General features: G+C 65.9%; 15 protein-coding genes. 11 read left to right on the forward strand and 4 right to left on the reverse strand.

The genetic code is table 11. The features are described from left to right. Positions 1 to 60 precede the first annotated feature (60 nt). Positions 61 to 3,468: a bifunctional proline dehydrogenase/L-glutamate gamma-semialdehyde dehydrogenase gene (locus AC3CD9_RS00655; protein WP_488365839.1), complete on the reverse strand. Its 3,408-nt coding sequence runs from the start codon at positions 3,466 to 3,468 to the stop codon at positions 61 to 63. Positions 3,469 to 3,622: 154 nt separating this feature from the next. Between AC3CD9_RS00655 and AC3CD9_RS00660 the strand changes: the two genes are divergently transcribed. From AC3CD9_RS00660 to AC3CD9_RS00680, 5 genes are all read left to right on the forward strand, one after another. Beyond that, the gene (locus AC3CD9_RS00660) at positions 3,623 to 5,164 is read left to right on the forward strand and encodes a GntR family transcriptional regulator (RefSeq protein WP_488365840.1); all 1,542 of its coding nucleotides are present in this window, start codon (positions 3,623 to 3,625) and stop codon (positions 5,162 to 5,164) included. Between the two features lie 51 nt (positions 5,165 to 5,215). Continuing rightward, a complete protein-coding gene (udk, locus tag AC3CD9_RS00665) occupies positions 5,216 to 5,827 on the forward strand; it encodes a uridine kinase (RefSeq protein ID WP_488365841.1) in 612 nt (203 codons plus the stop codon). A gap of 86 nt (positions 5,828 to 5,913) precedes the next feature. Beyond that, complete coding sequence (locus AC3CD9_RS00670) at positions 5,914 to 7,527, forward strand: HNH endonuclease (protein ID WP_488365842.1); 1,614 nt, start codon at positions 5,914 to 5,916, stop codon at positions 7,525 to 7,527. A gap of 171 nt (positions 7,528 to 7,698) precedes the next feature. Continuing rightward, complete coding sequence (locus AC3CD9_RS00675; RefSeq protein WP_488365843.1) at positions 7,699 to 8,163, forward strand: hypothetical protein; 465 nt, start codon at positions 7,699 to 7,701, stop codon at positions 8,161 to 8,163. Then, positions 8,147 to 9,604, forward strand: coding sequence for a hypothetical protein (locus tag AC3CD9_RS00680; RefSeq protein WP_488365844.1), 1,458 nt, complete (start codon positions 8,147 to 8,149; stop codon positions 9,602 to 9,604). Before AC3CD9_RS00675 ends, AC3CD9_RS00680 begins: the two co-directional genes overlap by 17 nt. Before the next feature lie 124 nt (positions 9,605 to 9,728). On the opposite strand, the gene AC3CD9_RS00685 is transcribed toward AC3CD9_RS00680, so the two are convergent. Next, a complete protein-coding gene (locus AC3CD9_RS00685) occupies positions 9,729 to 11,663 on the reverse strand; it encodes an FAD-binding monooxygenase (protein ID WP_488365845.1) in 1,935 nt (644 codons plus the stop codon). Positions 11,664 to 11,708: 45 nt separating this feature from the next. After that, positions 11,709 to 13,112, reverse strand: coding sequence for an MFS transporter (locus tag AC3CD9_RS00690; RefSeq protein ID WP_488365846.1), 1,404 nt, complete (start codon positions 13,110 to 13,112; stop codon positions 11,709 to 11,711). Positions 13,113 to 13,230: 118 nt separating this feature from the next. Between AC3CD9_RS00690 and AC3CD9_RS00695 the strand changes: the two genes are divergently transcribed. From AC3CD9_RS00695 to AC3CD9_RS00720, 6 genes are read left to right on the forward strand one after another with little or no spacing between them, the layout of a single operon-like run. Further along, complete coding sequence (locus tag AC3CD9_RS00695; RefSeq protein WP_488365847.1) at positions 13,231 to 14,721, forward strand: fumarylacetoacetate hydrolase family protein; 1,491 nt, start codon at positions 13,231 to 13,233, stop codon at positions 14,719 to 14,721. Beyond that, complete coding sequence (locus AC3CD9_RS00700; RefSeq protein ID WP_488365848.1) at positions 14,682 to 15,407, forward strand: GntR family transcriptional regulator; 726 nt, start codon at positions 14,682 to 14,684, stop codon at positions 15,405 to 15,407. Before AC3CD9_RS00695 ends, AC3CD9_RS00700 begins: the two co-directional genes overlap by 40 nt. Before the next feature lie 12 nt (positions 15,408 to 15,419). Further along, a complete protein-coding gene (gene hpaE / locus AC3CD9_RS00705) occupies positions 15,420 to 16,925 on the forward strand; it encodes a 5-carboxymethyl-2-hydroxymuconate semialdehyde dehydrogenase (RefSeq protein ID WP_488365849.1) in 1,506 nt (501 codons plus the stop codon). A gap of 7 nt (positions 16,926 to 16,932) precedes the next feature. Further along, the gene (gene hpaD, locus AC3CD9_RS00710) at positions 16,933 to 18,069 is read left to right on the forward strand and encodes a 3,4-dihydroxyphenylacetate 2,3-dioxygenase (RefSeq protein ID WP_488365850.1); all 1,137 of its coding nucleotides are present in this window, start codon (positions 16,933 to 16,935) and stop codon (positions 18,067 to 18,069) included. An 11-nt stretch (positions 18,070 to 18,080) separates the two neighbouring features. Beyond that, positions 18,081 to 18,866 carry a fumarylacetoacetate hydrolase family protein gene (locus AC3CD9_RS00715; RefSeq protein ID WP_488365851.1) on the forward strand — a complete coding sequence of 262 codons (786 nt, stop codon included), beginning with the start codon at positions 18,081 to 18,083 and terminating at the stop codon, positions 18,864 to 18,866. Continuing rightward, positions 18,851 to 19,639 carry an HpcH/HpaI aldolase family protein gene (locus tag AC3CD9_RS00720; RefSeq protein WP_488365852.1) on the forward strand — a complete coding sequence of 263 codons (789 nt, stop codon included), beginning with the start codon at positions 18,851 to 18,853 and terminating at the stop codon, positions 19,637 to 19,639. Before AC3CD9_RS00715 ends, AC3CD9_RS00720 begins: the two co-directional genes overlap by 16 nt. Positions 19,640 to 19,697: 58 nt before the next feature. Here AC3CD9_RS00720 and AC3CD9_RS00725 read toward each other — a convergent pair whose 3' ends face one another. Beyond that, positions 19,698 to 21,662 (reverse strand): LPXTG cell wall anchor domain-containing protein, encoded by a 1,965-nt coding sequence (locus tag AC3CD9_RS00725; RefSeq protein ID WP_488365853.1) that lies wholly within the window; start codon positions 21,660 to 21,662, stop codon positions 19,698 to 19,700. Positions 21,663 to 22,225 lie beyond the last annotated feature (563 nt).

Here is a 22,225-nt window from a genome sequence, read left to right on the forward strand (position 1 = left end):
ACTACCTGACGGCGGCCCAGATACCTCGCGCGAGGTTGCTGAGCCTCCGTCAGGTAGCAATTAGGAGGTGAGGGTGGCGGCGAGCTCGTGGAAGTCGCGGCTCGGGTTGCCGAAGCGGTGCAGGGTCATCGACACCGCCTGCTCCTGCACGTAGTACCGCAGCTCCACCCGACCCGAAGTGGTCACCGGCTCATCGATGATCGCGACCTCCGGGCGAGGCGCGGCCGCGGCCAGCAGCTCGTCCTCGAACCGACCGAGGACCCGGATGCGGGCACCTACCGTGTCGTCGTAGCGACCCTGTCCGACCATCTCGGCGAACTCGGCGGCCGACTCCGTGCGGGCGGGGACACCGGCGTTCGTGACGGCGATCTTCACCTCGGCCGGCACATCTTCGGCGACGGACAGCTGCACCGTCGACCCCACCGTGGTGGCGGCGTGGAGGGAGCGTTCGAGATCGAACAGGCTCGCCTCGGCGGTGACGCGCAAGGTGACCGGGCGGGGACGGTAGCGGAAGATGTTCGCTTCCGCGCGCAGTCCCGTGTGGTCCTTCGCCGCACCGAATTCGTCCTCGAACCAGCGCTTGTCATCGGCCTTGGCCGCCTCGAGGTTCTGGCTGCCGGCATCGGCGAAGTGGCCGAAGAGCATGAGATAGTTCGGCCCGCCGGCCTTCGATCCCAGGCCGACCGAGGACTGCTTCCAGCCGCCGAAGGACTGCCGACGCACGATCGCACCGGTGATTCCGCGGTTGACGTAGGCATTGCCGACCTCGACGCGGTCGAGCCAGGTAGTGACCTCTTCGGGGTCGAGGGAATGGATGCCGCCGGTGAGGCCGAAGTCCACGGCATTCTGGAACTCGATAGCCTCATCGAGATCCTTCGCATGCATGAGACCGAGCACCGGACCGAAGACCTCGGTGAGGTGGAAAAACGAACCGGGCTTGACCCCGTCCTTGATTCCCGGGCTCCACAGACGCCCCGAATCGTCGAGCTGCTTGGGCTCGAGCAGCCAGGATTCGCCGGGCTCGAGCGACGTCAGTGCCCGACGCAGCTTGTCCGAGGGATCTTCGGTCAGCGGGCCCATGGTCGATGCGAGATTCGACGGCCAATCGACGACCATCGAGGAGGCGGCATCGATGAGCTGGCGGCGGTAGCGCTCGGAATCGTAGGTCGATCCGACCATGATGCCCAACGAGGCGGCCGAGCACTTCTGCCCGGCATGTCCGAACGCCGAGTACACGAGGTCGGCCATGGCGAGGTCTCGGTCCGCCGCCGGGGTGATGACCAGTGCGTTCTTGCCCGAGGTCTCCGCATTGACGTGGAGTTCGGGACGGAAGGACTTGAACATCGCCGCGGTCTCCGATGCACCGGTGAGGATGACTCGGTCGACATCCGGGTGGGAGACGAGATGCTGGCCGAGCTCCCGCTCGACCGGAGCGCACAGCTGCAGCACGTCCTTGGGCACTCCGGCCTGCCACAGGCAGTCGATGATGAGCGCCGAACAGTGCGGGGTCGGCTTCGACGGCTTATGGATGACTGCCGAACCGGCCGCCAGCGCCGCCACGGTGCCGCCGGTGGGGATGGCCACGGGGAAGTTCCATGGGGGAGTGATGACGACCATCTCATCGGGCGTGAACTCCGCGCCCTCAAGGTTCTCGAGCTCGAGCGAATTCAGCGCGTAGTAGCGGATGAAGTCGATGGCCTCTGATACCTCGGGATCCGACTGCGACGGCATCTTGCCGACCTCGGCGGCCTCGACGGCGATGAACTCGCCGCGACGGGCAGCGAAGATGTCCGCGGCCCGGTGGAGGATCTCGGCGCGACCGGCGGCGCCGAGGGCCCGCCAGTCGGCAGCCGCGGCACGACCGCGGGCGATCATCTCATCGAGTTCGTCCGTGGATTCGACCTTGGGCGCGTTCGGACGGTCGTCGAGGTAGCCGGGGGCGGTCGCCTCGGCGATGATGCTGCGCACCCACTCCTGGTTGGCCGGAAGGGACGGGTCGGTGTCCGGTTCATTGAAGAACTGAGTCGGCACCACGGTCTCGCCGAGTGTTTCGGTCGACCGGTTCTGGTGGCGGTTCGGAGCCGGTGCGGTCTCGCCCTCGGTGTCGAGGATCGATTCGAGCTGGTTGACCGACGCAGTGAACCGGTCGGCTTCGCGCTTGAACACGTCATTGCCGTTGGCGAGGTCGAAGATGCCGGACATGAAGTTCTCGGACGCAGAGTTCTCCTCGAGGCGGCGCACGAGGTAGGAGATCGCGACGTCGAACTCCTTCGGATGCACGGCCGGAACGTAGAGGAGGAGGTCTCCGACGTCCTCGGTCACGGCCGCGGCCTGCTCGCTGGCCATGCCCTGGAGCATCTCGAACTCGACGCGGTCGGTCACGGAGCGTTCGACGGAGAGGTGGTGGGCGAAGGCGATGTCGAAGAGGTTGTGCCCGGCCACGCCGATGCGCAGCCCCTTCATCCGCTCGGGCGTGAACAGCCAGTGCAGAACCCGCTTGTAGTTCGCATCCGTGGACTGCTTCGAATCGCACGTCGTTGCAGGCCAGCCCGCGATCTCGGCGTGCACGGTCTCCATCGCCAGGTTCGCACCCTTGACGAGGCGGACCTTGATCCCGACCCCGCCGTTCTCGACACGGCGGGAAGCGAATTCGCTCAGCCGCTGCACCGCGCCGAGCGCATCGGGCTGGTAGGCCTGGATGACGATTCCGGCCTCGAGATCCTTGAACTCCGGCTCGGAGAGCAGCCGCGTGAACACTGCGATCGTCAGCTCGAGGTCCTGGTACTCCTCCATGTCGAGGTTGACGAACTTCGCGCCGGTCGGGGCTTTCGCGGCCTGCTGGTAGAGCGGACGGAGGCGGTCGACGACATAGTCGACGGTCTCGTCGAAGGCCCACATCGAGATCTGCGAGGCCACGGAGGAGACCTTCACCGACACGTAGTCGACATCGTCGCGGGCGAGCAGCCGGTGGGTCTGCTCCAGGTGGTTGTCGGCTTCGCCGTCACCGAGCACGGCCTCGCCGAGGAGGTTGATGTTGAGCCGGTGACCGTCGGCGGTGAGGGCGGCGACGGTCTTGCCGAACTGCTTGTCCCGGGCGTCGACGACCATGTGGCCGACCATCTGACGCAGACGAGTGCGGGCGGCGGGCACGACGACCTGCGGAGCGATCTTGGCCAGTGCGGCACCGGCCTTGATCTGCGCACGATCGAGGTAGGACATCGTCTCAGGTGCCAGCTTGCCGACCTCGGTCAAGGCGTCGGCGGCGGCGTGGACATCGTCGGTGCGCACGACACGATCGACGAACCCGACGGTGAAGTCGAGGCCGTTGTCGTCGGAGAGGACGGCGGAGAGGCGTTCGGCCGCGGGGTTCTTCGCCGTGGTCATCGACGTCGACACTCGCAGCCACCGGCGGACGGTGTCGATCGACTGGGCAGTGAGCGTGGCGAGGTCGGTTTCGGTGTGCAGCAACTGTGCTCCTTCGGTGCTCGGTTTCGGTGCTCTCACGCGTCGGCGCTGACCGTGGAACCTGGGTGTGAGATCAGTATGCGCCGCCGAAATCCGGGAGTGAAGAGGTGGAGCCGACCGCTCGGAATCTTTGAGTCAGAAGTCCTAGAATAGAGGGATGTATTCTGCTGAGTTCCGTCGCGACGCCGTGGCGCTGCTGGCGACGTCGACCCTCGCCGAGGCGGCCGCGCGCACGGGCGCCTCACCGTCGACCCTGCGTCGTTGGGCGAGCCGATCCGACCTCGAGGATCGCCCCCGCAGCGGCCGCCCGCCGATCCAGGAGACCGCCGACCGGGTTGTCGAAGCACTCGTCGCGACTGCGGGGGCCAGGATCTCCGGACGGGACTATTCGACCCGTGCCCTGGCCGAGGCGACGGGGTTGAGCCAGAGCATCGTCTCCCGGTCGGTGCGGGCATTGACGGTTCCCGTCGCCGAGGTGGCCGGCGGCTCGGAGCTCATCCTCGCTGCCAGCGGGTTTCCCCTCGTCATCGTCGGCGTTCGCAGAAACGATGCAGGTGGGGACGATAGTCGTGGAGAGCCCGCAACCATCGTGCCGCCTCGGCGAATTCAGCGGCGCATCGCGGGAATCACCGCGGCCCTGCGCACCGCGGGCGTCGGGCGGTGGGCGCAGCGCTTCGACAGCGAGCATCGGCAGGTGTCCACCGCCGAACTGCTCGACCTGCTTAACGGTGATGGTGACTACCTCGTCTTCGACCCCCTCGGTGAGGTTCCTGACGACCTGTCCGACGCGGCGGGAGCCCGGGTGAAGGCGTGCGCGGATTTCGACGATTTCGTCAGCGCACTCAAGAGCCGCCTCGGCGAGTGTCAGGACATTCCCGGGTCCCTGCTCGATCTGCTCGCCGACCGCGTCCGGAACGGACTCGAAGGTGTGCTGTGGTGGGAATCGGCCCCGTACGAGGCCCAGAGAAGTTCCATCACTTCTGACTCAATGGAGATATCCTCATGGCTGCCGAAGGAGACCCGATCGATCACCGAGCACCTGGCGATCGCGCTGCGCGAGGAGATCATCGACTCCGGATATGAGCCGGGCGACCGGATCAATCCGCGCCTGCTCTCCCGCCGAATGCAGGTGCCCAGGGGCTCGGTCGATGCTGCGTTGCGGCGCATGGTCGATGACAAGCTGCTCGACGGGTCTCGCGGCGGCGCACGGATCCCCTTGATCACGACCGTCGACGTGCTCGACCTCTATGCCGCGCGCATGGCCATCGGGGAGGTCGTGCTCCGGTCCCTGGCCCTGCGTCCTCAGCGCTACCTCGTGCCCGTGCAGCTGGCCCTGCGGCAGGTGGAAGCGTCGACGCCGACGCGCAGCGGAATCGATGTCGAGGACGCCGACCTCCATTTCCAGCAGGAGCTAGCCCGAGCTTCGGGTCTGCGGGAATCTGCGCGTGCCTTCGAAGCCCTCACTCTGCGGCTGCGCCTGTTCATCTCCATTCTGCAGCTCGACTATTCTCCGGCCAGCGACCGTATCGTCAGCGACGATCGGGCCATGTTCCGTGCGCTCAGCCGGACGGATGCGAAGACGGCGATCGAGGTCTGGCGCGGCAAGGTCGACAATGCCGTGAGACATATGGCCGGTCTGCTGGGCCGGCGGCGCTTCGACCAGGAGCTGTGGATCCAACTGACCCGCAGCCTCGGATGAGTACGGAAGCCGGGACCCGCCTCGGCGGAGGTCGTGGTCTATATTTGTGCCGTGGAGATTTTGGTTGTGGGCGTGGCCGGCGGAACCGGCAGCGGAAAGACGACGCTGACTCAGGCGCTGTTGGACAAGTGCGAAGGCCCGCCGTCCGTGCTCTTCCACGACAACTACTACAGACGGCGCGACGAACTCACCTACGAGGAGCGCGAGAAAGTCAACTACGACGATCTCGACGCCTTCGACAACGACCTCTTCGTCGACCATCTCACCGCGCTGCGGAACTCCGAGGCGGTCGACAGCCCCGTCTACGACTTCTCGATCCACAACCGCAGCGACGAGACGACGCGCGTCGAACCCGCGCCGGTCATCATCGTCGAAGGCATCCTCATCTTCGCCGAACCGCGCATCTGCCGGCTGCTCGACATCAAGCTCTTCGTCGACACCGACGCCGATGTGCGCCTGCTGCGCCGGATCAAACGCGATGTCGTCGACCGTGGGCGGACCCTGCAGTCGGTGGAGGACCAGTACTTGGGCACGGTCAAGCCGATGCACGAACTCTACGTCGAGCCGTCGAAGCGCAATGCCGACCTCATCATCCCCGACGGCGGCCACAACATCGTCGCCATGGACATGATCCTCAACCGCATCCAGCGCGGAGTCGGCTGAAGCTGAAATAGGGTCTGACCTGGCCGTACTGGGTCTTTCGGGGCCGTTCGCGAAGTCGTGTCAGTGCCGACGGGTACCGTTTTCATATGGACGTCGACCCCGCACGGGAACCAGCGCCGGTTCCGGATCCGCCGACCGAGATCACTCGATTCGGTGAGCTCCTGCGCGGTCTCGACCCAGGCGGCACCGAGGCACAGACACTCGAGCGGATCACTGCGCTCGAGGAACTCAAGTCTGCCGTCGTCGCCGCACAGTCGCGGGAGGCAGTGGCGTTCGAAGGGCTGCGCATCGAGCGGGACCGGCTCAACAGGGTGCCCGCGCTCGACTGCGGAAAACGTGCCGGAGACGAGGTCGGGCTGGCGAAGAAGGTCTCGCCCGGATCGGGGCGGAAGTTCCTCAGCACCGCCCGCTCGATCGTCATCGGCATGCCCAATACCTTCAAAGCCCTGTCCAAGGGGGAGATCTCCGAGGACAAGGCGCACATCATGGTCGATGAGACCGCGGTCCTTGCCGCCGCCGATCGGCGCAAGGTGGACACGCGGATGAAGCGCAGTCTGGAACCGTCCGGGTTGCGCACCCTGCGCGCCGAAGTGCGTGCGCTCAGTGCGGAGATGGACGCCGAGGCGGCCGCGAAGCGGGCAGCGAAAGCTGAGTCCAATCGTCGTGTGAATCTGACCGTGATCGATGACGGGATGGCCAGGATCTCTGCGATCCTGCCGCTGGCTCAGGCCGTCGCCGCCTATGAGAGTCTCCGGGCCGGCGCCGAGTCGATCACTGCCGCCGGTGACGCAGGCGGGCGGAACCGCCAGCAGGTGCTTGCCGACACCTTCGTCGAACGATTGAGCGGCCAAACGAGTGCGACGGCGGTGCCTGCGGAGATCCATGTGCTCGTCGAGGCCGAATCCCTGCTCTCGGACGGGCTCGTACCCGCCTGGCTGCCCGGGTTCGGACCGCTGCCGGCGCAGACGGCACGGAAGTTCATCGCCGCGAACGAAGCAAAGATGTTCATCAGCCGGATCTTCACCCGTCCCGACGACGGGCAGTTGGTGGGGATGGATGCGAAGAGTCGAGAGTTCTCCGGCCGACTGCGGCAGATGATCACCTTCCGCGACGATGTGTGCCGGACACCGTGGTGCGACGCCCCGATCCGGCATGCCGATCATGCCCTTCCCGTTGCCGCTGGCGGAGCCACCACCTGGGAGAACGGTTCAGGTCTGTGTGCATCCTGCAATTACGCGAAGGAACATCCCGGGTGGAAGCATGAGGCCACAGCGGACGGGCTGCGCGTCACCACGCCGAGCGGACGATCCTACGAGGTGACCACGCCCGCGGTGGTCCGCCGCATGCGGTTCCCACGTCCCGAAGCGGTGTCCGAACCGGGTGATTCGCCGCCGGGGCCGGATTGGCGGCAGACCTTCTCCCGTTTCCTCGAACCGGATAGGGATGAGGCCAGGAGAGTCGCCGATGAGGCTGGCACAGACGAACCGCAAGAGGCGGCTCAGCCGGACCAGCCGGTCGAATATCAGACGATCGAACCGAAGTGCGTGCTGCCCGAGCGGCTGCCGCCGCGCTATTGCACTCGTGCCGAGAAGATCGCCGGGTGGCGCAGTCGCAATGCGCACCGGCGACCGAGTGCACAGGACTGCAACGGCAGCCCGGTCGAAAGGCAATTGGTTCGGGTGGTGTTCGGGCCCGACTGAGCCGCGTGTCGGATCTGGAACATCGCGGGAACACCTGTCACACGGACACTGCAGAGAATCGTGGTTATGGACAGGGCGGGTAAGAGCGGAAGCACACGACTGACGACTGCGCGGGGGCGAAGTCTCAACCTGGTGGCGCGAGTGCTCCCCTTAGGGGCGGTGGCCTGTTGGGTGATCACGATCTTCGTGCCGGTCCTCGACAGCGGCGGCCCCGCATCGATGCAGATCCGCGTGACGTCTCTCGGTTTCTCGCCGATCGATATGAATGACCTCGACGAGGTCTACCTCGTGCTCTGGATCGTCATCCTCACCGGGGCGTTCACCGCCTGGCTGCTGTCCGCGTCGAAGTGGTGGTCGATCGCGGCCATCGTTCTGGGCACTGTGCTGGGACTGCGACTCCTGCAGATGGTCGCCGATCCGCCGATCATGATGTGGGACGGCCAGACGGCCGACGGCATGCCCACAGGAGGCATGGAGGTCGCCTACCCGGCGGCAGGGTTCGGCCTCTGGGTGCTCGGCAGCCTGCTGTTCTTCGCCGCCGGCATCTGCGGTCTGGTCGCCGCCGCCCAACAGGACCACCACCGTCGTGAACGGATCAAACGCTGCATGTCGAAGCGCCATGGTCCCGCCGCGTGAGACTCGACTCGGCCGACTGCTTCTGCGATTCGCGCAAGCGCTGTCTCTGTCAGCTCTCTGCCTGTGGATCGTCATGCTGTGGGTTCCGGTGGTCGCCAGTCCTGAGGACACGTCCGAAGTGCCGCAGCCGCCGCGCATCATCGTCACTGCTCTCGGCGGACCGCCGTTCGACCTCGATGAGGCTCGGGGTTCGATGGTCCTGGTCGCCGTCGGCGTTCTCATATGTGCGGTTGCTTCGCTCCTGCTCACCGTTCGGGCTCGGCCCGATTCTCACCCGTGGCCGGACGTCGTCGGGCGCATTTGGTCGGTCGGAACTCTCTTTCTGAGCGTCTGCGTCTTCCTCGTATTGGCCGACTTGTCGGCGAATCTGCCGACGATCATGTGGGACGCCGTCGATGATCGCGGACGTCCGGTCTTCGGGATGGTCGTCGCCGAACCGGCGCTGGGTGCAGGGCTTTGGACCATCGGGGGCCTCAGTCTGCTGGCCGCAGGAGTCTGCGGCCTCCTCGGCGACGCCAGGCGGAGGAGGGCAACACCCGCTCACTACGCAAACGCCAGAATCACCCCGTGGCCCCGAGGCAACCGAACACATCGCTGGGCGCAACGGCTGCCGTGGGTCGCGCTCGCCTGCTGGATGCTGATGATCTGGGTACCGATCTTCGACAGCGGCGACCATGGCGACGAGCGATTTCTCGTCACCTCTCTCGGGCAAGTCTCGTGGGGGCAGACGTCCGTCGGAGAGCTGTCGATCGGCAGCTTCGAGTTCGTGTCGACACTGCTGCTGGCGTGGGCGGTCGTGCTCATCTGTGCCGCAGCCGCCAGAGTATTCAGCCCCTTCTCTCACTGGTCCTTCGTCGCGGGACTCAGCGGCGCCGGGCTCCTCATCATCGAGATCGTCCTCCTCGCACGCCCACCCCGTGAGCGCGTCTGGGTCACAGATTCCGCCGGCGAGGACCGCTCGGCACTCATCGTCGCCGATCCGTCAGCAGGCGTCCTCCTCTGGATGCTTGGCGGCTGCGCGCTCATCGCAGCAGGTGTGTGTGGGTTCATCAGCGACCGCCGCCGTATCGAACGAACCTCTCAGCAGGGAACACCGGGGGACGCTGCAGAGAAGTTACGCCGACTGCGGCGGCTGGCACGGTTCCTTCCGCTCATCACGCTGACCGCTTGGGTCATCACCCTCTTCGTGCCGGTCATCGACAGCTTCAACGACAGCGGTCCGCGCATCATCATGACCTCGCTGGGGGACTGGTCACTCGGCTTCACCACTCCTCCCGACACGTTCTACCTCATCCTCTGGGCGGTGATCGGCACCCTCGTAGTCCTCCTCATCGGGCTCGTCCTCGACCCGCCACTGATGATGTGGGACGGTCAGCTGCCTGACGGAACACCGACGGGCGGAATGGAGATCGGCTACCCCTCCGTCGGCTTCGGGCTGTGACTCATCGGCGCCGCAGCCCTCGTCGCAGCTGGGATCTGCGGGCTCCTCGCGCAGACCAAACGCCCCCGACAGGCAGTCCAGGGACCACCAGCCGGAGGCGTTTGAGAACAGAAACTTTCCGCAATCACTTCACGGGTTCGAAGACTCCCGCGAAGTAGTCGCCGATCTCGGCATGCGCATCCAAGGGGAAGATGCCGGAGACGTATTGGTCGGGACGGACCACGACGACGGCACCATCGCGACTGATCTCGCGGGCCTCGAAGATGTCCTCTTCGGGAAGGGTCGCGTAGATCTTCTCCACGTATTCGAGATCAAAGGCACCGATATGCGGACGGAAGACCTTCGGCACATCGGGGAACGCGAACTCCTTGTGCTCCTGCTGGTAGATGACGCTGAACTCGACGAGGGCATCGAGGTCCTCACCCTCCTTGCGGTAAGCGACCAGGGGAGAGGCCGGATCCGATTCGAGCCACGCAGCCAGAGCCGCCACCTTCGACTCGCCGGCGGAGTCGCCGGCAGAACCGTCAACGACCGGAGCGGCCCGATCGGCGAAGACATAGACCCTCCAGCGACCGTCGGCGCGGGCCTCATGTCCGAGGTGGATGAAGTTCGCATCGCAGCTGCGCTTGACCCGAGCCGATTTGAACCGCTTGCCGATCGGGAATCCGGCCGCGAGCTCCTGATGAGTCGTCGGCGTCGTGATCATCGACTCCGTGTACTCGGTCATGAACCCTGCCGGGAACTCCGCGGTCTTGACGTAGAAGTCCTCGAGGTAGGTCTTGTCCGGCAGCTCCTCCTGCGGAGTCGCCATGAGCGTCGACCATTCCTTGTCGAACTCGATGAGGTTCTTCGCCGCCACCTGACGTTCGGCCGAGTAGGTGCGCAGCAGTTCCGTCGACGACCGTCCGGAGATGACCTGACCGAGCTTCCACGCGATGTTGAAGCCGTCCTGCATCGACACGTTCATTCCCTGACCGGCTTTCGCCGAGTGAGTGTGGCAGGCATCGCCGGTGATGAACACGCGCGGACACTGAGAGTCGGGCGCGGTCTCGTCGGTGTCGTCGAAGGCGTCGGTGAGCCGGTGCCCGACCTCGTAGACCGAATGCCAGGCCACGTTCTTCACATCGATGCTGTAGGGCGAGATGATCGCATTCGCCCGACGGATGATCTCGTCGATGCTCGTCGACCGCACCTTGCGCGCATCATCCTCGGGCACCTCGCCGAGATCGACGTACATCCGGAACAGATGCCCGCCCTCGCGGGGGATGTGGAGGATGTTTCCGTGCTTCGACGAGATCGCGCACTTGGTGCGGATATCGGGGAAATCGGAATTCGCGAGCACATCCATCACGCCCCAGGCGTGATTGGCCTGGTCACCGGACATCGTCCGTCCGATCGACGACCGGACCTTCGATCGGGCACCGTCGCAGCCGACGACGTAGCCGGCGCGGATGGTCCGTTCTTCCCCGGCGCGCTCGCCGGCCGTGTAGCGGACGGTGACGGATACCGGATGGTCCTTCGCCGAGGCGGCCGCGGTGTCCTGGTCGACCGCGAGGTCGACGAACTCGATCCCATAGTCGGGCGTGATCTTGCCGGGGGACTGGGCGGCGAACTGGGCGAAGTAGTCGAGCACGCGTGCCTGGTTGACGATGAGGTGCGGGAATTCGCTGATGCCGTGCTCGTCATCCTTGGGCCGACCGGTGCGGATGATGTGCTCGGGGTTCTCCGGATCCGGATTCCAGAACGCCATCTCGGTGATGTGATAGCCCTCGCGCATGATCTCCTCGGCGAAGCCGAACGCCTGGAACGTCTCGACAGAACGGGCCTGGATGCCGTCGGCCTGACCGATGACCAGCCGCGAATCGCGCTTCTCGATCATCCGTGTGTTCACGTGCGGGTATTGCGACAGCTGAGCCGCCGCGATCATCCCCGCAGGGCCGCTGCCGACGATGAGGACATCGACCTCATCGGGCAGATCCTCTGCGCGCTCGATCCCGTAGCCAGCGGCATCCTCGATCCGCGGGTCCGCGGACACGTAGCCGTTCTGATGGAAATGCATGTCAACCTCCGGTTCGTGACACGTCGTCGTGATGTTTGAATGCTATCAGTTCATATACGATCTGGTGTCGGCGGGGTGGTGCCGGTCACCGTCATCGCTGGTCAGCTGCGGCGACCCAATGCCGATGATCGGGCTCACTGACTGCTCGTCTTCGTGGTCCGGGCCCAGCGGGATGCCGGTGCGATCGCGCAGCAGCAGAGTCGCGGCGAGGGCGAGCACGGCGACGACGCCCAGGTACACCGCCACCGAGGCGGTCGTTCCCGTCGATGACACGAGACCTTTCGCGATCGTCGGAGCAAAGGCGCCGCCGAGGATCGACCCGATCGCATAGGACACCGAGACCCCGGAGAAGCGGACGCTGGAGGGGAACAGCTCGGCGTACATCGCCGGCTGCTGACCGTAGGTGAAGCCCAGGCCGACCGTGAGGACGACGAGCCCGAGCAGGAGCATGCCCACCGAGCCGGTGTTGACCAGCGGGAACAGGGAGAAGATGCCCACGAGCAGGAGGATCCAGCCGAGGACGTAGGTGTTCCGGCGCCCGAGCTTGTCTGAGACGGCTCCCGCAATGATCGTGAAGACCAACCAGGACACCGCCGAGGCGGCGACGGCCCAGAGCACGGGACCGCGCTCGAGGCCGATGGGTCCGGCCGGATCCGTGGCGTAGTTCTGGATGTATCCGCCGGTGGTCATGTACCCGGCGGCGTTGTTGCCCATGAACACGAGTGAGGCGAGGATGACGAGCAGCCAGTGGCTCTTGATGAGCTTGCCCAGCGGGTTCGTGACCTGTTCCTTGCGCTCGGCGATCTCGTGGAAGACGGGGGATTCCTCGACTCCGCGGCGGATCCAGTAGCCGACGAAGACGAGCACGATGGAGAGGAAGAACGGCACCCGCCAGCCCCAATCGAGGAAGGCATCGCCCGGGGCGATCGAGGTCATCAGGGCGAGCACGCCTGAGGACAGCAGAAGGCCGATGGACACCCCGATCTGAGGGAAGGAACCGCGCAGCCCGCGTGACTTCTCATCCGCGTGTTCGACGGCGAGCAATACGGCGCCGCCCCATTCCCCGCCGGCCGAGATTCCCTGGACGATGCGCAGTGCGATGAGCAGGATCGGAGCCAGGACGCCCGCGGTTTCGAAGGTCGGCAGGAAGCCGATGAGCGCGGTCGCGGCACCCATGGCGATGAGGGTGATGATGAGGACCACCCGGCGGCCGAGCTTGTCACCGAAATGTCCGGCGAGGAATGCGCCCAATGGGCGGAAGAGGAAGCTGATCCCGACCGTCGCGAAGGCGACCATGGTCGAGAGCGTCGATCCGAGCGGGCCGAAGAAGAGTTCGTTGAAGATCAGCCCCGAGGCCGCCGCGTAGAGGAAATAGTCGTACCATTCGATGCTCGTGCCGACGATCGTTGCGAACGCCACCCGGGTCTGAGTGTGCTTCTGTGCTGCCATGACTCCTGTGTCCTGTCGTGCGTCCCGTCCACATTCTCTGTGGCCTGGATTACTTGTTCTCGGGAACCGTATCATATACGATCTGTGGTGAAGCCAATCGAAATGAGGTGTGAGATCGATGTCGACTCCAGCAGGTGTTCCGACCCGTCCGGGCAAGATCATTGCCGTTCATGTGGCCTACGAGTCCCGTGCGGCACAACGAGGAAAGCGCCCCGCCCAGCCGTCGTACTTCCTCAAAGCGGCCAGCTCCGTCGCCGCCTCCGGCCAGACCATCGAACGCCCCGCCGGCACCTCGCTGCTCGCCTTCGAAGGTGAGGTCGCCATCGTCATCGGCACCCCCGCCCGCAACGTCGCCGAAGCCGATGCCTGGTCGTATGTGGCAGGCGTGACCGCGTCGAATGACTTCGGCCTCTACGACATGAAGACCCCGGACAAGGGATCGAATGTGCGCTCGAAGAGCCGCGACGGATACACCCCGCTGGGTCCCGAACTCATCCTTGCCGCCGAGGCGGCCCCCGACTCCCTGCGCCTGCGCACCTGGGTCAACGGCGAACTCGTCCAGGACGACGGCACGCGCGCCGATCAGCTCATCTTCACGCTCCCGCGCATCGTCGCGGACCTCAGCCAGCACCTCACCCTCGAGCCCGGCGACGTCATCCTCACCGGCACCCCCGCCGGGTCCTCCGTCGTCGCCCCCGGTGACACGGTCGAGGTCGAGGTCACGGCCGCCTCGGCGAACGGCGACGAACTGAGCTCAGGACGACTGACCACCACGGTCGTCGAAGGGCCCGGGGACTTCGATGAGAACCTCGGGAGCCTGCCCGCGGTGAACGAAGCACTCACCGTCGATGCCTGGGGCTCACGCGAAGCCGCCGGGCTCGCCCCGGAGGGCGCCGCCGATGACACTGCCGCGACGGCACTCGGCGATGACCTCGTCGCCAGACTCACCGAGGCTCCGACCGCGGGCCTGTCGGCGCAGCTGCGGTCGCGCGGACTCAACAATGTCGTCATCGAAGGCGTGGCCCCGCTGAAGCCGGGTGCGAAGATCGTCGGCACCGCGAAGACGCTGCGCTTCGTGCCCAACCGCGAAGATCTGTTCAAATCCCACGGCGGCGGATACAACGCCCAGAAGCAGGCCTTCGATTCGATCCGCCCCGGCGAGGTCGTCGTCATCGAGGCCCGCGGCGAATCCGGCTCGGGCACCCTCGGCGACATCCTCGCGCTGCGCGCGAAATCGCTCGGCGCCGCCGGCGTCGTCACTGACGGGGGAGTCCGCGACTCCGCTGAGGTGGCCGAGATCCTGCCCGTGTTCTCCACCGCGAAGCACCCCGCAGTGCTCGGCCGCAAGCACGTGCCGTGGGAATCGGATGTGGCCGTGGCCTGCGGGAACGCCACCGTCCTGCCCGGCGATGTCATCGTCGCCGATGACGACGGAGCCATCGTCATCCCGCGTGACCTCGTCGAAGAAGTCGTCGACGCGGCACTGGCGAAGGAGGCCGAGGACGGCTGGGTGGCCGAACAGGTCGCCGCCGGCAACCCGATCGAAGAGCTCTTCCCGCCCAAGGGCGAATGGAAGGCGAAGTTCGACGAGTGGAAGGCCTCTCGGTGACCGCGACCCCGTCCCTGAGCAAGGCCGAGACCGCCTACCGGTGGATCCGCGAACGCGTCGCCGACCAGACGTATCAGCCCGGACACAAGCTCGTGCTCGCGCAGATAGCGCTCGAACTCGACACCTCGGTGGTGCCGGTGCGCGAGGCCATCCGTCGGCTGGAAGCCGACGGGCTCGTGACCTTCGAGCGCAACGTGGGGGCCCGCGTGGCCATGGTCGACCAAGGGTCCTACACCCAGTCGATGGAAACGGTCGCGATCCTCGAGGCCGCGGCCGTCGCCCAAGCACAGGGCCACCTCGGCGCCGATGATCTGGACGCCGCGGAGCGGATCAACGATCGGATGCGGGCTCTGCTCGATGACTTCGAGCCGGCCGAGTTCACCCGGCTCAACCATGAGTTCCACGAAATGCTCTACCGGCGCTGCCCGAACGAGCGGCTGTGCACCCTCGTCGAACTCGAGTGGGACCGGCTCAACCACCTGCGGGATTCGACGTTCTCCTTCGTCCCCGAACGGGCGCTCGAGTCGGTGGAGGAGCACTCCCGCATCGTCGCCCTCATCCGGGCTCGCGCCTCGGCGCAGGAGGTCGAACGGGCCGTGCGCGAGCACCGCTCGGCCACACTGCACAGCTTCCAGAACTCCCAGACGACCACAGCCCCAACCACGGATTTGCAGACAGATTCATAGAGAGGACAAGTCATGACACAGTCCACCACCCCGCCGGCCGATATGCCGGAGAAGATCCGCCACTACATCGACGGAGAATTCGTCGACTCCATCGACGGAGACGAATTCGATGTGCTCAACCCGGTGACGAACGAGCCCTACATCAAGGCCGCCTCGGGCAAGAAGGCCGATATCGAAGCCGCCGTCGCAGCGGCGAAGACGGCCTTCGACGAGGGCCCGTGGCCGCGGATGCTCCCGCGCGAGCGTGCCCGCATCCTCAACAAGATCGCCGATATCGTCGAATCCCGTAAGGACGATCTCGCCGCCATGGAGTCCTTCGACTCCGGTCTGCCGATCACCCAGGCCAAGGGCCAGGCGGCGCGCGCGGCGGAGAACTTCCGCTTCTTCGCCGACCTCATCGTCGCCCAGGTCGACGACGCCTTCAAGGTCCCCGGACGCCAGGCGAACTACGTCAACCGCAAGCCCATCGGCGTGGCCGGGCTCATCACCCCGTGGAACACCCCGTTCATGCTCGAGTCCTGGAAGCTGGGACCGGCGATCGCCTCCGGCAACACCGTCGTGCTCAAGCCCGCAGAGTTCACCCCGCTCTCGGCCTCCCTGTGGCCGGGCATCTTCGAAGAGGCCGGACTGCCCACCGGTGTGTTCAACATGGTCAACGGCTTCGGCGAGGAGGGATTCGCCGGCGATTCGCTCGTCAAGCACCCCGACGTGCCGCTCATCTCCTTCACCGGTGAGTCGAAGACCGGCCAGACGATCTTCGCCAATGCCGCCCCCTGGCTCAAAGGCCTGTCGATGGAGCTCGGCGGAAAGTCCCCGGCCGTGGTCTTCGCCGATGCGGACATCGAAGCTGCCGTCAACGCCACGATCTTCGGCGTCTTCTCCCTCAACGGGGAGCGCTGCACCGCCGGCTCGCGCATCCTCGTCGAGGAATCGATCTACGACGAATTCGTTGAGCGCTACGCCGCCCAGGCCAAGCGCGTGAAGGTCGGTCTGCCGTCGGATCCCGCCACCGAGGTGGCTGCGCTCGTCCACCCCGAGCACTATGAGAAGGTCATGTCCTACGTCGAGATCGGCAAGTCCGAGGCCCGCCTCGTCGCTGGCGGCGGACGCCCCGAGGGCTTCGAGACCGGAAACTTCGTCCAGCCGACCGTGTTCGCCGATGTGAAGCCCGACGCCCGGATCTTCCAGGAGGAGATCTTCGGCCCCGTCGTCGCCATCACCCCGTTCTCCTCCGACGAGGAGGCCCTGGAGCTGGCGAACAATACGAAGTACGGTCTGGCCGCCTATATCTGGACCTCGGACCTCAAGCGCGCCCACAATTTCTCCCAGGCCGTGGAGTCGGGAATGGTGTGGCTGAACTCGAACAACGTCCGTGACCTGCGCACCCCCTTCGGCGGCGTCAAGGCCTCGGGACTCGGCCACGAAGGCGGCTACCGGTCGATCGACTTCTACACGGAACAGCAGTCCGTGCACATCAACCTCGGCGAGGTCCACAACCCCGTCTTCGGAAAGCAGTGAGGCGGCCATGACCAATCGCAAAGATATGGCCCGGACCTCGGCCGGCTATTTCGTCAGCCAGGAGGCGCCGATCGTCACGGACAACCCCACCGCCACTCCGCAGGCGAGTCCGCCCGACATCCTCCGCTGCGCCTATATGGAACTCGTCGTCACCGACCTCGCCGCCTCCCGGGAGTTCTACGTCGACGTGCTCGGACTCTATGTCACCGAAGAGGATGAGAACACGCTCTACCTGCGCTCGACGGAGGAGTTCATCCACCACAATCTCGTTCTGCGCAAGGGGGAGGTCGCTGCCGTGGCTGCGTTCTCCTACCGGGTGCGCAGCCCGGAAGAGCTCGACAAGGCCGTGGCCTTCTACACGGAACTCGGCTGCGATGTCCGCCGCAACCCCGACGGCTTCGTCAAGGGCGTGGGCGACTCCGTACGCGTAGTCGACCCGCTCGGCTTCCCATACGAGTTCTTCTACCAGTCCGATCACGTCGAACGGATGTCGTGGCGCTACGACCTGCACATCCCCGGCGAACTCGTCCGCCTCGACCACTTCAACCAGGTCACCCCGGATGTGCCGCGTGCGGTGAAGTACATGCAGGACCTCGGCTTCCGCGTCACGGAGGACATCCAGGACGAGGAGGGCACGGTCTACGCCGCGTGGATGCGCCGCAAGGCCACCGTCCACGACACAGCGATGACCGGCGGAGACGGGCCGCGCATGCATCATGTCTGCTTCGCCACGCACGAGAAGCACAACATCCTCTCCATCTGCGACAAGCTCGGTGCCCTGCGCCGATCCGACTCGATCGAACGCGGGCCCGGCCGCCACGGTGTCTCGAACGCGTTCTACCTCTACCTGCGCGATCCCGACGGTCACCGCGTCGAGGTGTACACGCAGGACTACTACACCGGCGACCCGGACAACCCGGTCATCACGTGGGACGTCCACGACAATCAGCGCCGCGACTGGTGGGGCAACCCCGTCGTGCCGTCCTGGTACACGGACGCCTCCCTCGTCCTCGATCTCGACGGCAACCCGCAGCCCGTGCATGCCCGCACGGACGATTCGGAGATGGCCGTGACGATCGGTGCCGACGGGTTCTCCTACACCCGCGCAGATGAGAACGAGGGCAAGCTGGGCAACCAGCTCTGAAAGGAATCCACATGCTCGATGAGGCAACGATCGCGGCCATCGCCGACGATCTCGCTCAGGCGGAGCAGACGAGGTCGAAGATCGGTCTGCTCACCGCGAAGTATCCGGACATGACGGTCGAGGACTCCTATGCGGTGCAGAACGAATGGCGCCGTCGCGGTGAGGCCGCCGGTCGTCGACTCTATGGTCACAAGATCGGGCTGACCTCGAAGCCGATGCAGCAGGCCACCGGCATCACCGAACCCGACTACGGAGCGATCTTCGCCGATCAGGTCTATGACACCGGGTCCGTGATCGACCATTCGCAGTATTCGGGCGTACGCATCGAGGTCGAACTCGCCTTCGTGCTGCGCGACGAACTGCGCGGACCCGACGTCAGTCTCTTCGACGTCCTCCGGGCCACCGAATACGTCGTCCCCGCACTCGAGGTGCTGTCCTCGCGCATCGAGATGGAGGCCCGCACGATCGTCGACACCATCTCGGACAATGCGGCACTGGGGGCGATGGTCCTCGGCGGCCGTCCCGTTGCCGTCGATGCCGTCGACCTGCGTCGCGTGAACGCCCTGCTCTACCGCAATGAGACGATCGAGGACTCCGGAGTCGCCGCCGCCGTCCTCGACCATCCGGCCCGCGGAATCGTGTGGTTGGCAAACAAACTCGCCGAGCACGGAGATGTGCTGCAAGCCGGAGAGACCGTGCTCGCCGGGTCGTTCACCCGCCCCATGTGGGTGCATCCCGGCGACACCGTGCACGCCGACTACGGAGAGCTGGGAGTCATCACATGCCGTTTCGAGTAGAGCTTCCGCAGACCTTCGCCGACCGGGTGGTCGGCCTCGGCGACGGCGAGTACCTGGCCGGGATGTGGGTGTGCTCGGGTTCGCCCGTGGCCGCCGAGATCGCCGCCGCCTCGGGAATGCAGTGGGTGCTCATCGACGCCGAGCATTCCCCGATCGGACTCGAGACGACGACGAGTCTGCTGCGCGCGATGAACGGCTACCCGGCGACCCCCGTCGTGCGGGTGCCGGTCAACGACACGGTGCTCATCAAGCAGCACCTCGACCTCGGCGCGCAGAATCTGCTCGTGCCGATGGTCGATACGAAATCCGACGCCGAGGCAGCTGTGGCGGCCGTCCATTATCCGCCGAAGGGTGTGCGCGGGGTCGGTTCGGCCCTGGCCAGGGCCTCCCGGTGGAACGCCGTGGACGGGTACCTGGGGCGCGCCGATGAGTTCGTGTCCCTGACGGTGCAGATCGAATCGGCGAACGCGGTGGACAACGCCGCTGAGATCGCCGCGGTCGACGGAATCGACCAGATCTTCGTCGGGCCCTCCGACCTGGCTGCGTCGATGGGGCTGCTCGGTCAGCAGACCCATCCGGACGTCACCGATGCGGTGGCCCGGACCTTCGAAGCAGTGACGGCCGCCGGCAAACCCGTCGGTGTCAACGCCTTCGACCCCGAGCAGGCACGGAAGTACCTGGAAGCCGGAGCGTCCTTCGTCCTTGTCGGCGCCGACGTCGGTCTGATGATGAACGGCGCCCGCGCCTGGGCCGAGACCTGGGTTCAGGACTGAGCTCTCGTCACCCCCGGCCGCTGATTTGCGGTCGGGGGTGACGTGTATTCACTGGCTCTCAGTCTCTGCTGCGGCGGCTGCCGGAGATCAGCAGGATCGTTGAGCCGAGTCCGACGAGGACGATGCCCAAGCCGATGAGCATCCCGTTGCCTGTCGTGCCGGTGCGGGGCAGCTCACCGGATGGTGCCGGGGCCGCCGGAGATGCGGGGGTCTCGGGAGTTTCCGCGACCGGTTCGACCGGTGGGGTGTCTGGCTCCTCAGGCCGTTCGGGCGCTTCTGGCCTCTCGGGCTGTTCCGGCTGTTCTGGGGGAGCCGGAGGGGTGCTCGGCTCCTCCGGCGGCGGGCTGGGTTCTTCCGGGGGAGTCGACGGCTTCTCCTCGGGTGGGCGGTGCACGGTCTCGGCGGGAACGCCCCAGTCGCTCGTCCACGCCTTGTTGACGTCGCTGCCCTCGATCGCCGTCACATAGGTGACCCAGCCGACGGGCATGTCTATCGGCTCCGTGTCGATCTCGACGCGGCCGTCCTCGTCGGCGTTGACGGTGAAGTCCTGCACGGACAGCTCGGTGCCGTCGGGCTTCTTCGACTGCGCGGGTTCGGTCTCCACGTGGTAGGCGGTGATGGTGAGGACGGCTTCGGAACCCGGCCGCAGTCCGGTCACGGCCACCTCGTCGTGGGTCGATGTCCCCTCGAGCACTGCCTCGGTGTCGGCGGTCGGAGTCCACGGGACGAACCCCGTCTCACGGGGTTGGCCGTGGATTCCCTTCCATTCCTTCGTTGCCTTGTCCCCGGCGATCGTCTCGGTGAAGTACAGCCAGCCGCGGTAGTCCTCGGGCACGGTGATCTCGTCGGATGTGTGGGTGCCGTTGCCGACATTCTTCGAGGTCACGGATCCGATTTCGCGAGCGTCATCGTTCTTGATGCCCTGCCTCGGGGCCGTCGCGGTCTGCCACAGGGTGTGTTCGACGGTGACGGCGTGGTCGCCGATGAGGCCGGAGACGGTGAATTCGTCGGTGACCGTCTCACCCGGTGTCGGTGTCTGGTCGGAGATCTCGGTGGTCACCTTCGGCTGGGAACTCAGCTCCAGTGACGCCTTGTCCGTGACGGAATCGGGGGTGTCCGGGGTGATGACTCGCTGTACTCGTGTGCCGGACGTCGGTTCGAAGACGCGCACGGTCTGCGGGGCGACCTTCGCCGAGGCGGTCACGGACAGAGCGCCGGGGGCGCTCGCCTGCAGTGTCGTGGTCACGGGTTCCTTCCCCGTGGTCACGGTCGTCGGGGCTTTCGTCGTGCCGGTGGTCTTGAGTGTGACGGGAACGTCGGGGACCTGTGCACCTGAGGCGCTGAGCAGGGAGACCGTCAGCGTCGCCTCATCGGTGGGAGTGCCGAGGACCTTCGGCTTGTCAGTTTTGTCGGAGGCCCAAGAGTCAGGGGAAGTGTTGGATTCCGGGGCGGCATAGGGTTCGAGCACGGGCATGCGCATGACCGGCTCCAGGCTGATGTCGAGGGTGTAAGGGCCGGCCAACTTCTTCGCCTCGGTGAGGATCGTCGAGTGCTTCTTCGCGGCCGCCGCGAACTTCTTGCCCAGATCGGCCGGCTTTTGTGGCGGCACTTTGTGATCGTGGGGGAGTGCCTTGTCGAGTCGGGCCATCGCGCTCAACGCGGCCTGTACATCTTTCGACGTCGAGCCGGCATATTCGTGCAGTGCCCACGCTGTGCGAGCCGAGGTGACCGTGTCGGCCTGCGCTTTCTTGAAGTACTTCGGCAGCGGAGACTTCTTGCCCGCATCGATGCAGTAGGCGGAGGTGTCAGGGAAGGTCCGGTAGGAGCCGTACCAGGTCTTGCCCTGTTTCGCATGGTGCCAGATGCCCGGACCGTAGGCGTTGGGTGCGGTGTGCACCGGAACCTCGCCGAGGCCGACCGGCGGTCCCGCGGCCATGGCCGGTCCCAGCCCGATGAGCGAAGCGATTGTGAGGACGGTGAGGAGCAGCGCGGTGCGCAGCGATGCGAGTCTGAGAGTAGTCATGGACCGATTCGACATTGGGCGCTGGCTGGTCATCTAGGGCTGATTGAGGGGCTGTGGATACCGCTTTGAGCGTCCACAGGTTCTGACGTGTGAGTGGGGGAGGTGCTGGTCGATGGAGGGAGGGGAGTGGCCCCGGGGAGGAACGGCAGCGTCGGGCGCTTGTGGTGGGCGATGTCGACCGTCGGACGTCGGTCGTGGGTGCAGGGGCGGTCTGGTTCCCCGGCCGACACAGAGTCGACGAAACTGTGTCCATCCACAGTCGAAAATGGTTGAGTGGGGCGGGGGACGTCGTTTGAAGAACGTGGCAGTCGGCTGAAGTGTTGCTGGACGGATACACGACGAGGCCGCTTGTGGAGGGCTTCGACTCTAGACTGAGGTGAGCGGAATTTCCCCCATTGCAGAAGGACAGACTATGTCGGCACAGAACGGTCCCGGTTCGCAGAGACCGCAGCCGCCCCAGGTGCAGGGCCCACCGAACCCGAACGTGCCCCCTGCGCACGGCCAAGTGCCAAAGCAGGGCCAGGTCCCTCCGCAGCAGCCATATGATCCGCAGCAGGGTCAGC

It is taken from the genome of Brevibacterium sp. MGP-B1 (genome assembly GCF_057766545.1).

What these genes read in the sequence shown, in the direction of transcription:
- AC3CD9_RS00660 (WP_488365840.1), top strand. Translation starts at nt 3,623, where the DNA reads ATGTATTCTGCTGAGTTCCGTCGCGACGCCGTGGCGCTGCTGGCGACG.
- AC3CD9_RS00670 (WP_488365842.1), top strand. Translation starts at nt 5,914, where the DNA reads ATGGACGTCGACCCCGCACGGGAACCAGCGCCGGTTCCGGATCCGCCG.
- AC3CD9_RS00680 (WP_488365844.1), top strand. Translation starts at nt 8,147, where the DNA reads ATGGTCCCGCCGCGTGAGACTCGACTCGGCCGACTGCTTCTGCGATTC.
- AC3CD9_RS00685 (WP_488365845.1), bottom strand. Translation starts at nt 11,663, where the DNA reads ATGCATTTCCATCAGAACGGCTACGTGTCCGCGGACCCGCGGATCGAG.
- AC3CD9_RS00690 (WP_488365846.1), bottom strand. Translation starts at nt 13,112, where the DNA reads ATGGCAGCACAGAAGCACACTCAGACCCGGGTGGCGTTCGCAACGATC.
- AC3CD9_RS00695 (WP_488365847.1), top strand. Translation starts at nt 13,231, where the DNA reads ATGTCGACTCCAGCAGGTGTTCCGACCCGTCCGGGCAAGATCATTGCC.
- AC3CD9_RS00700 (WP_488365848.1), top strand. Translation starts at nt 14,682, where the DNA reads ATGGAAGGCGAAGTTCGACGAGTGGAAGGCCTCTCGGTGACCGCGACC.
- hpaE (WP_488365849.1), top strand. Translation starts at nt 15,420, where the DNA reads ATGACACAGTCCACCACCCCGCCGGCCGATATGCCGGAGAAGATCCGC.
- hpaD (WP_488365850.1), top strand. Translation starts at nt 16,933, where the DNA reads ATGACCAATCGCAAAGATATGGCCCGGACCTCGGCCGGCTATTTCGTC.
- AC3CD9_RS00715 (WP_488365851.1), top strand. Translation starts at nt 18,081, where the DNA reads ATGCTCGATGAGGCAACGATCGCGGCCATCGCCGACGATCTCGCTCAG.
- AC3CD9_RS00720 (WP_488365852.1), top strand. Translation starts at nt 18,851, where the DNA reads ATGCCGTTTCGAGTAGAGCTTCCGCAGACCTTCGCCGACCGGGTGGTC.
- AC3CD9_RS00725 (WP_488365853.1), bottom strand. Translation starts at nt 21,662, where the DNA reads ATGACTACTCTCAGACTCGCATCGCTGCGCACCGCGCTGCTCCTCACC.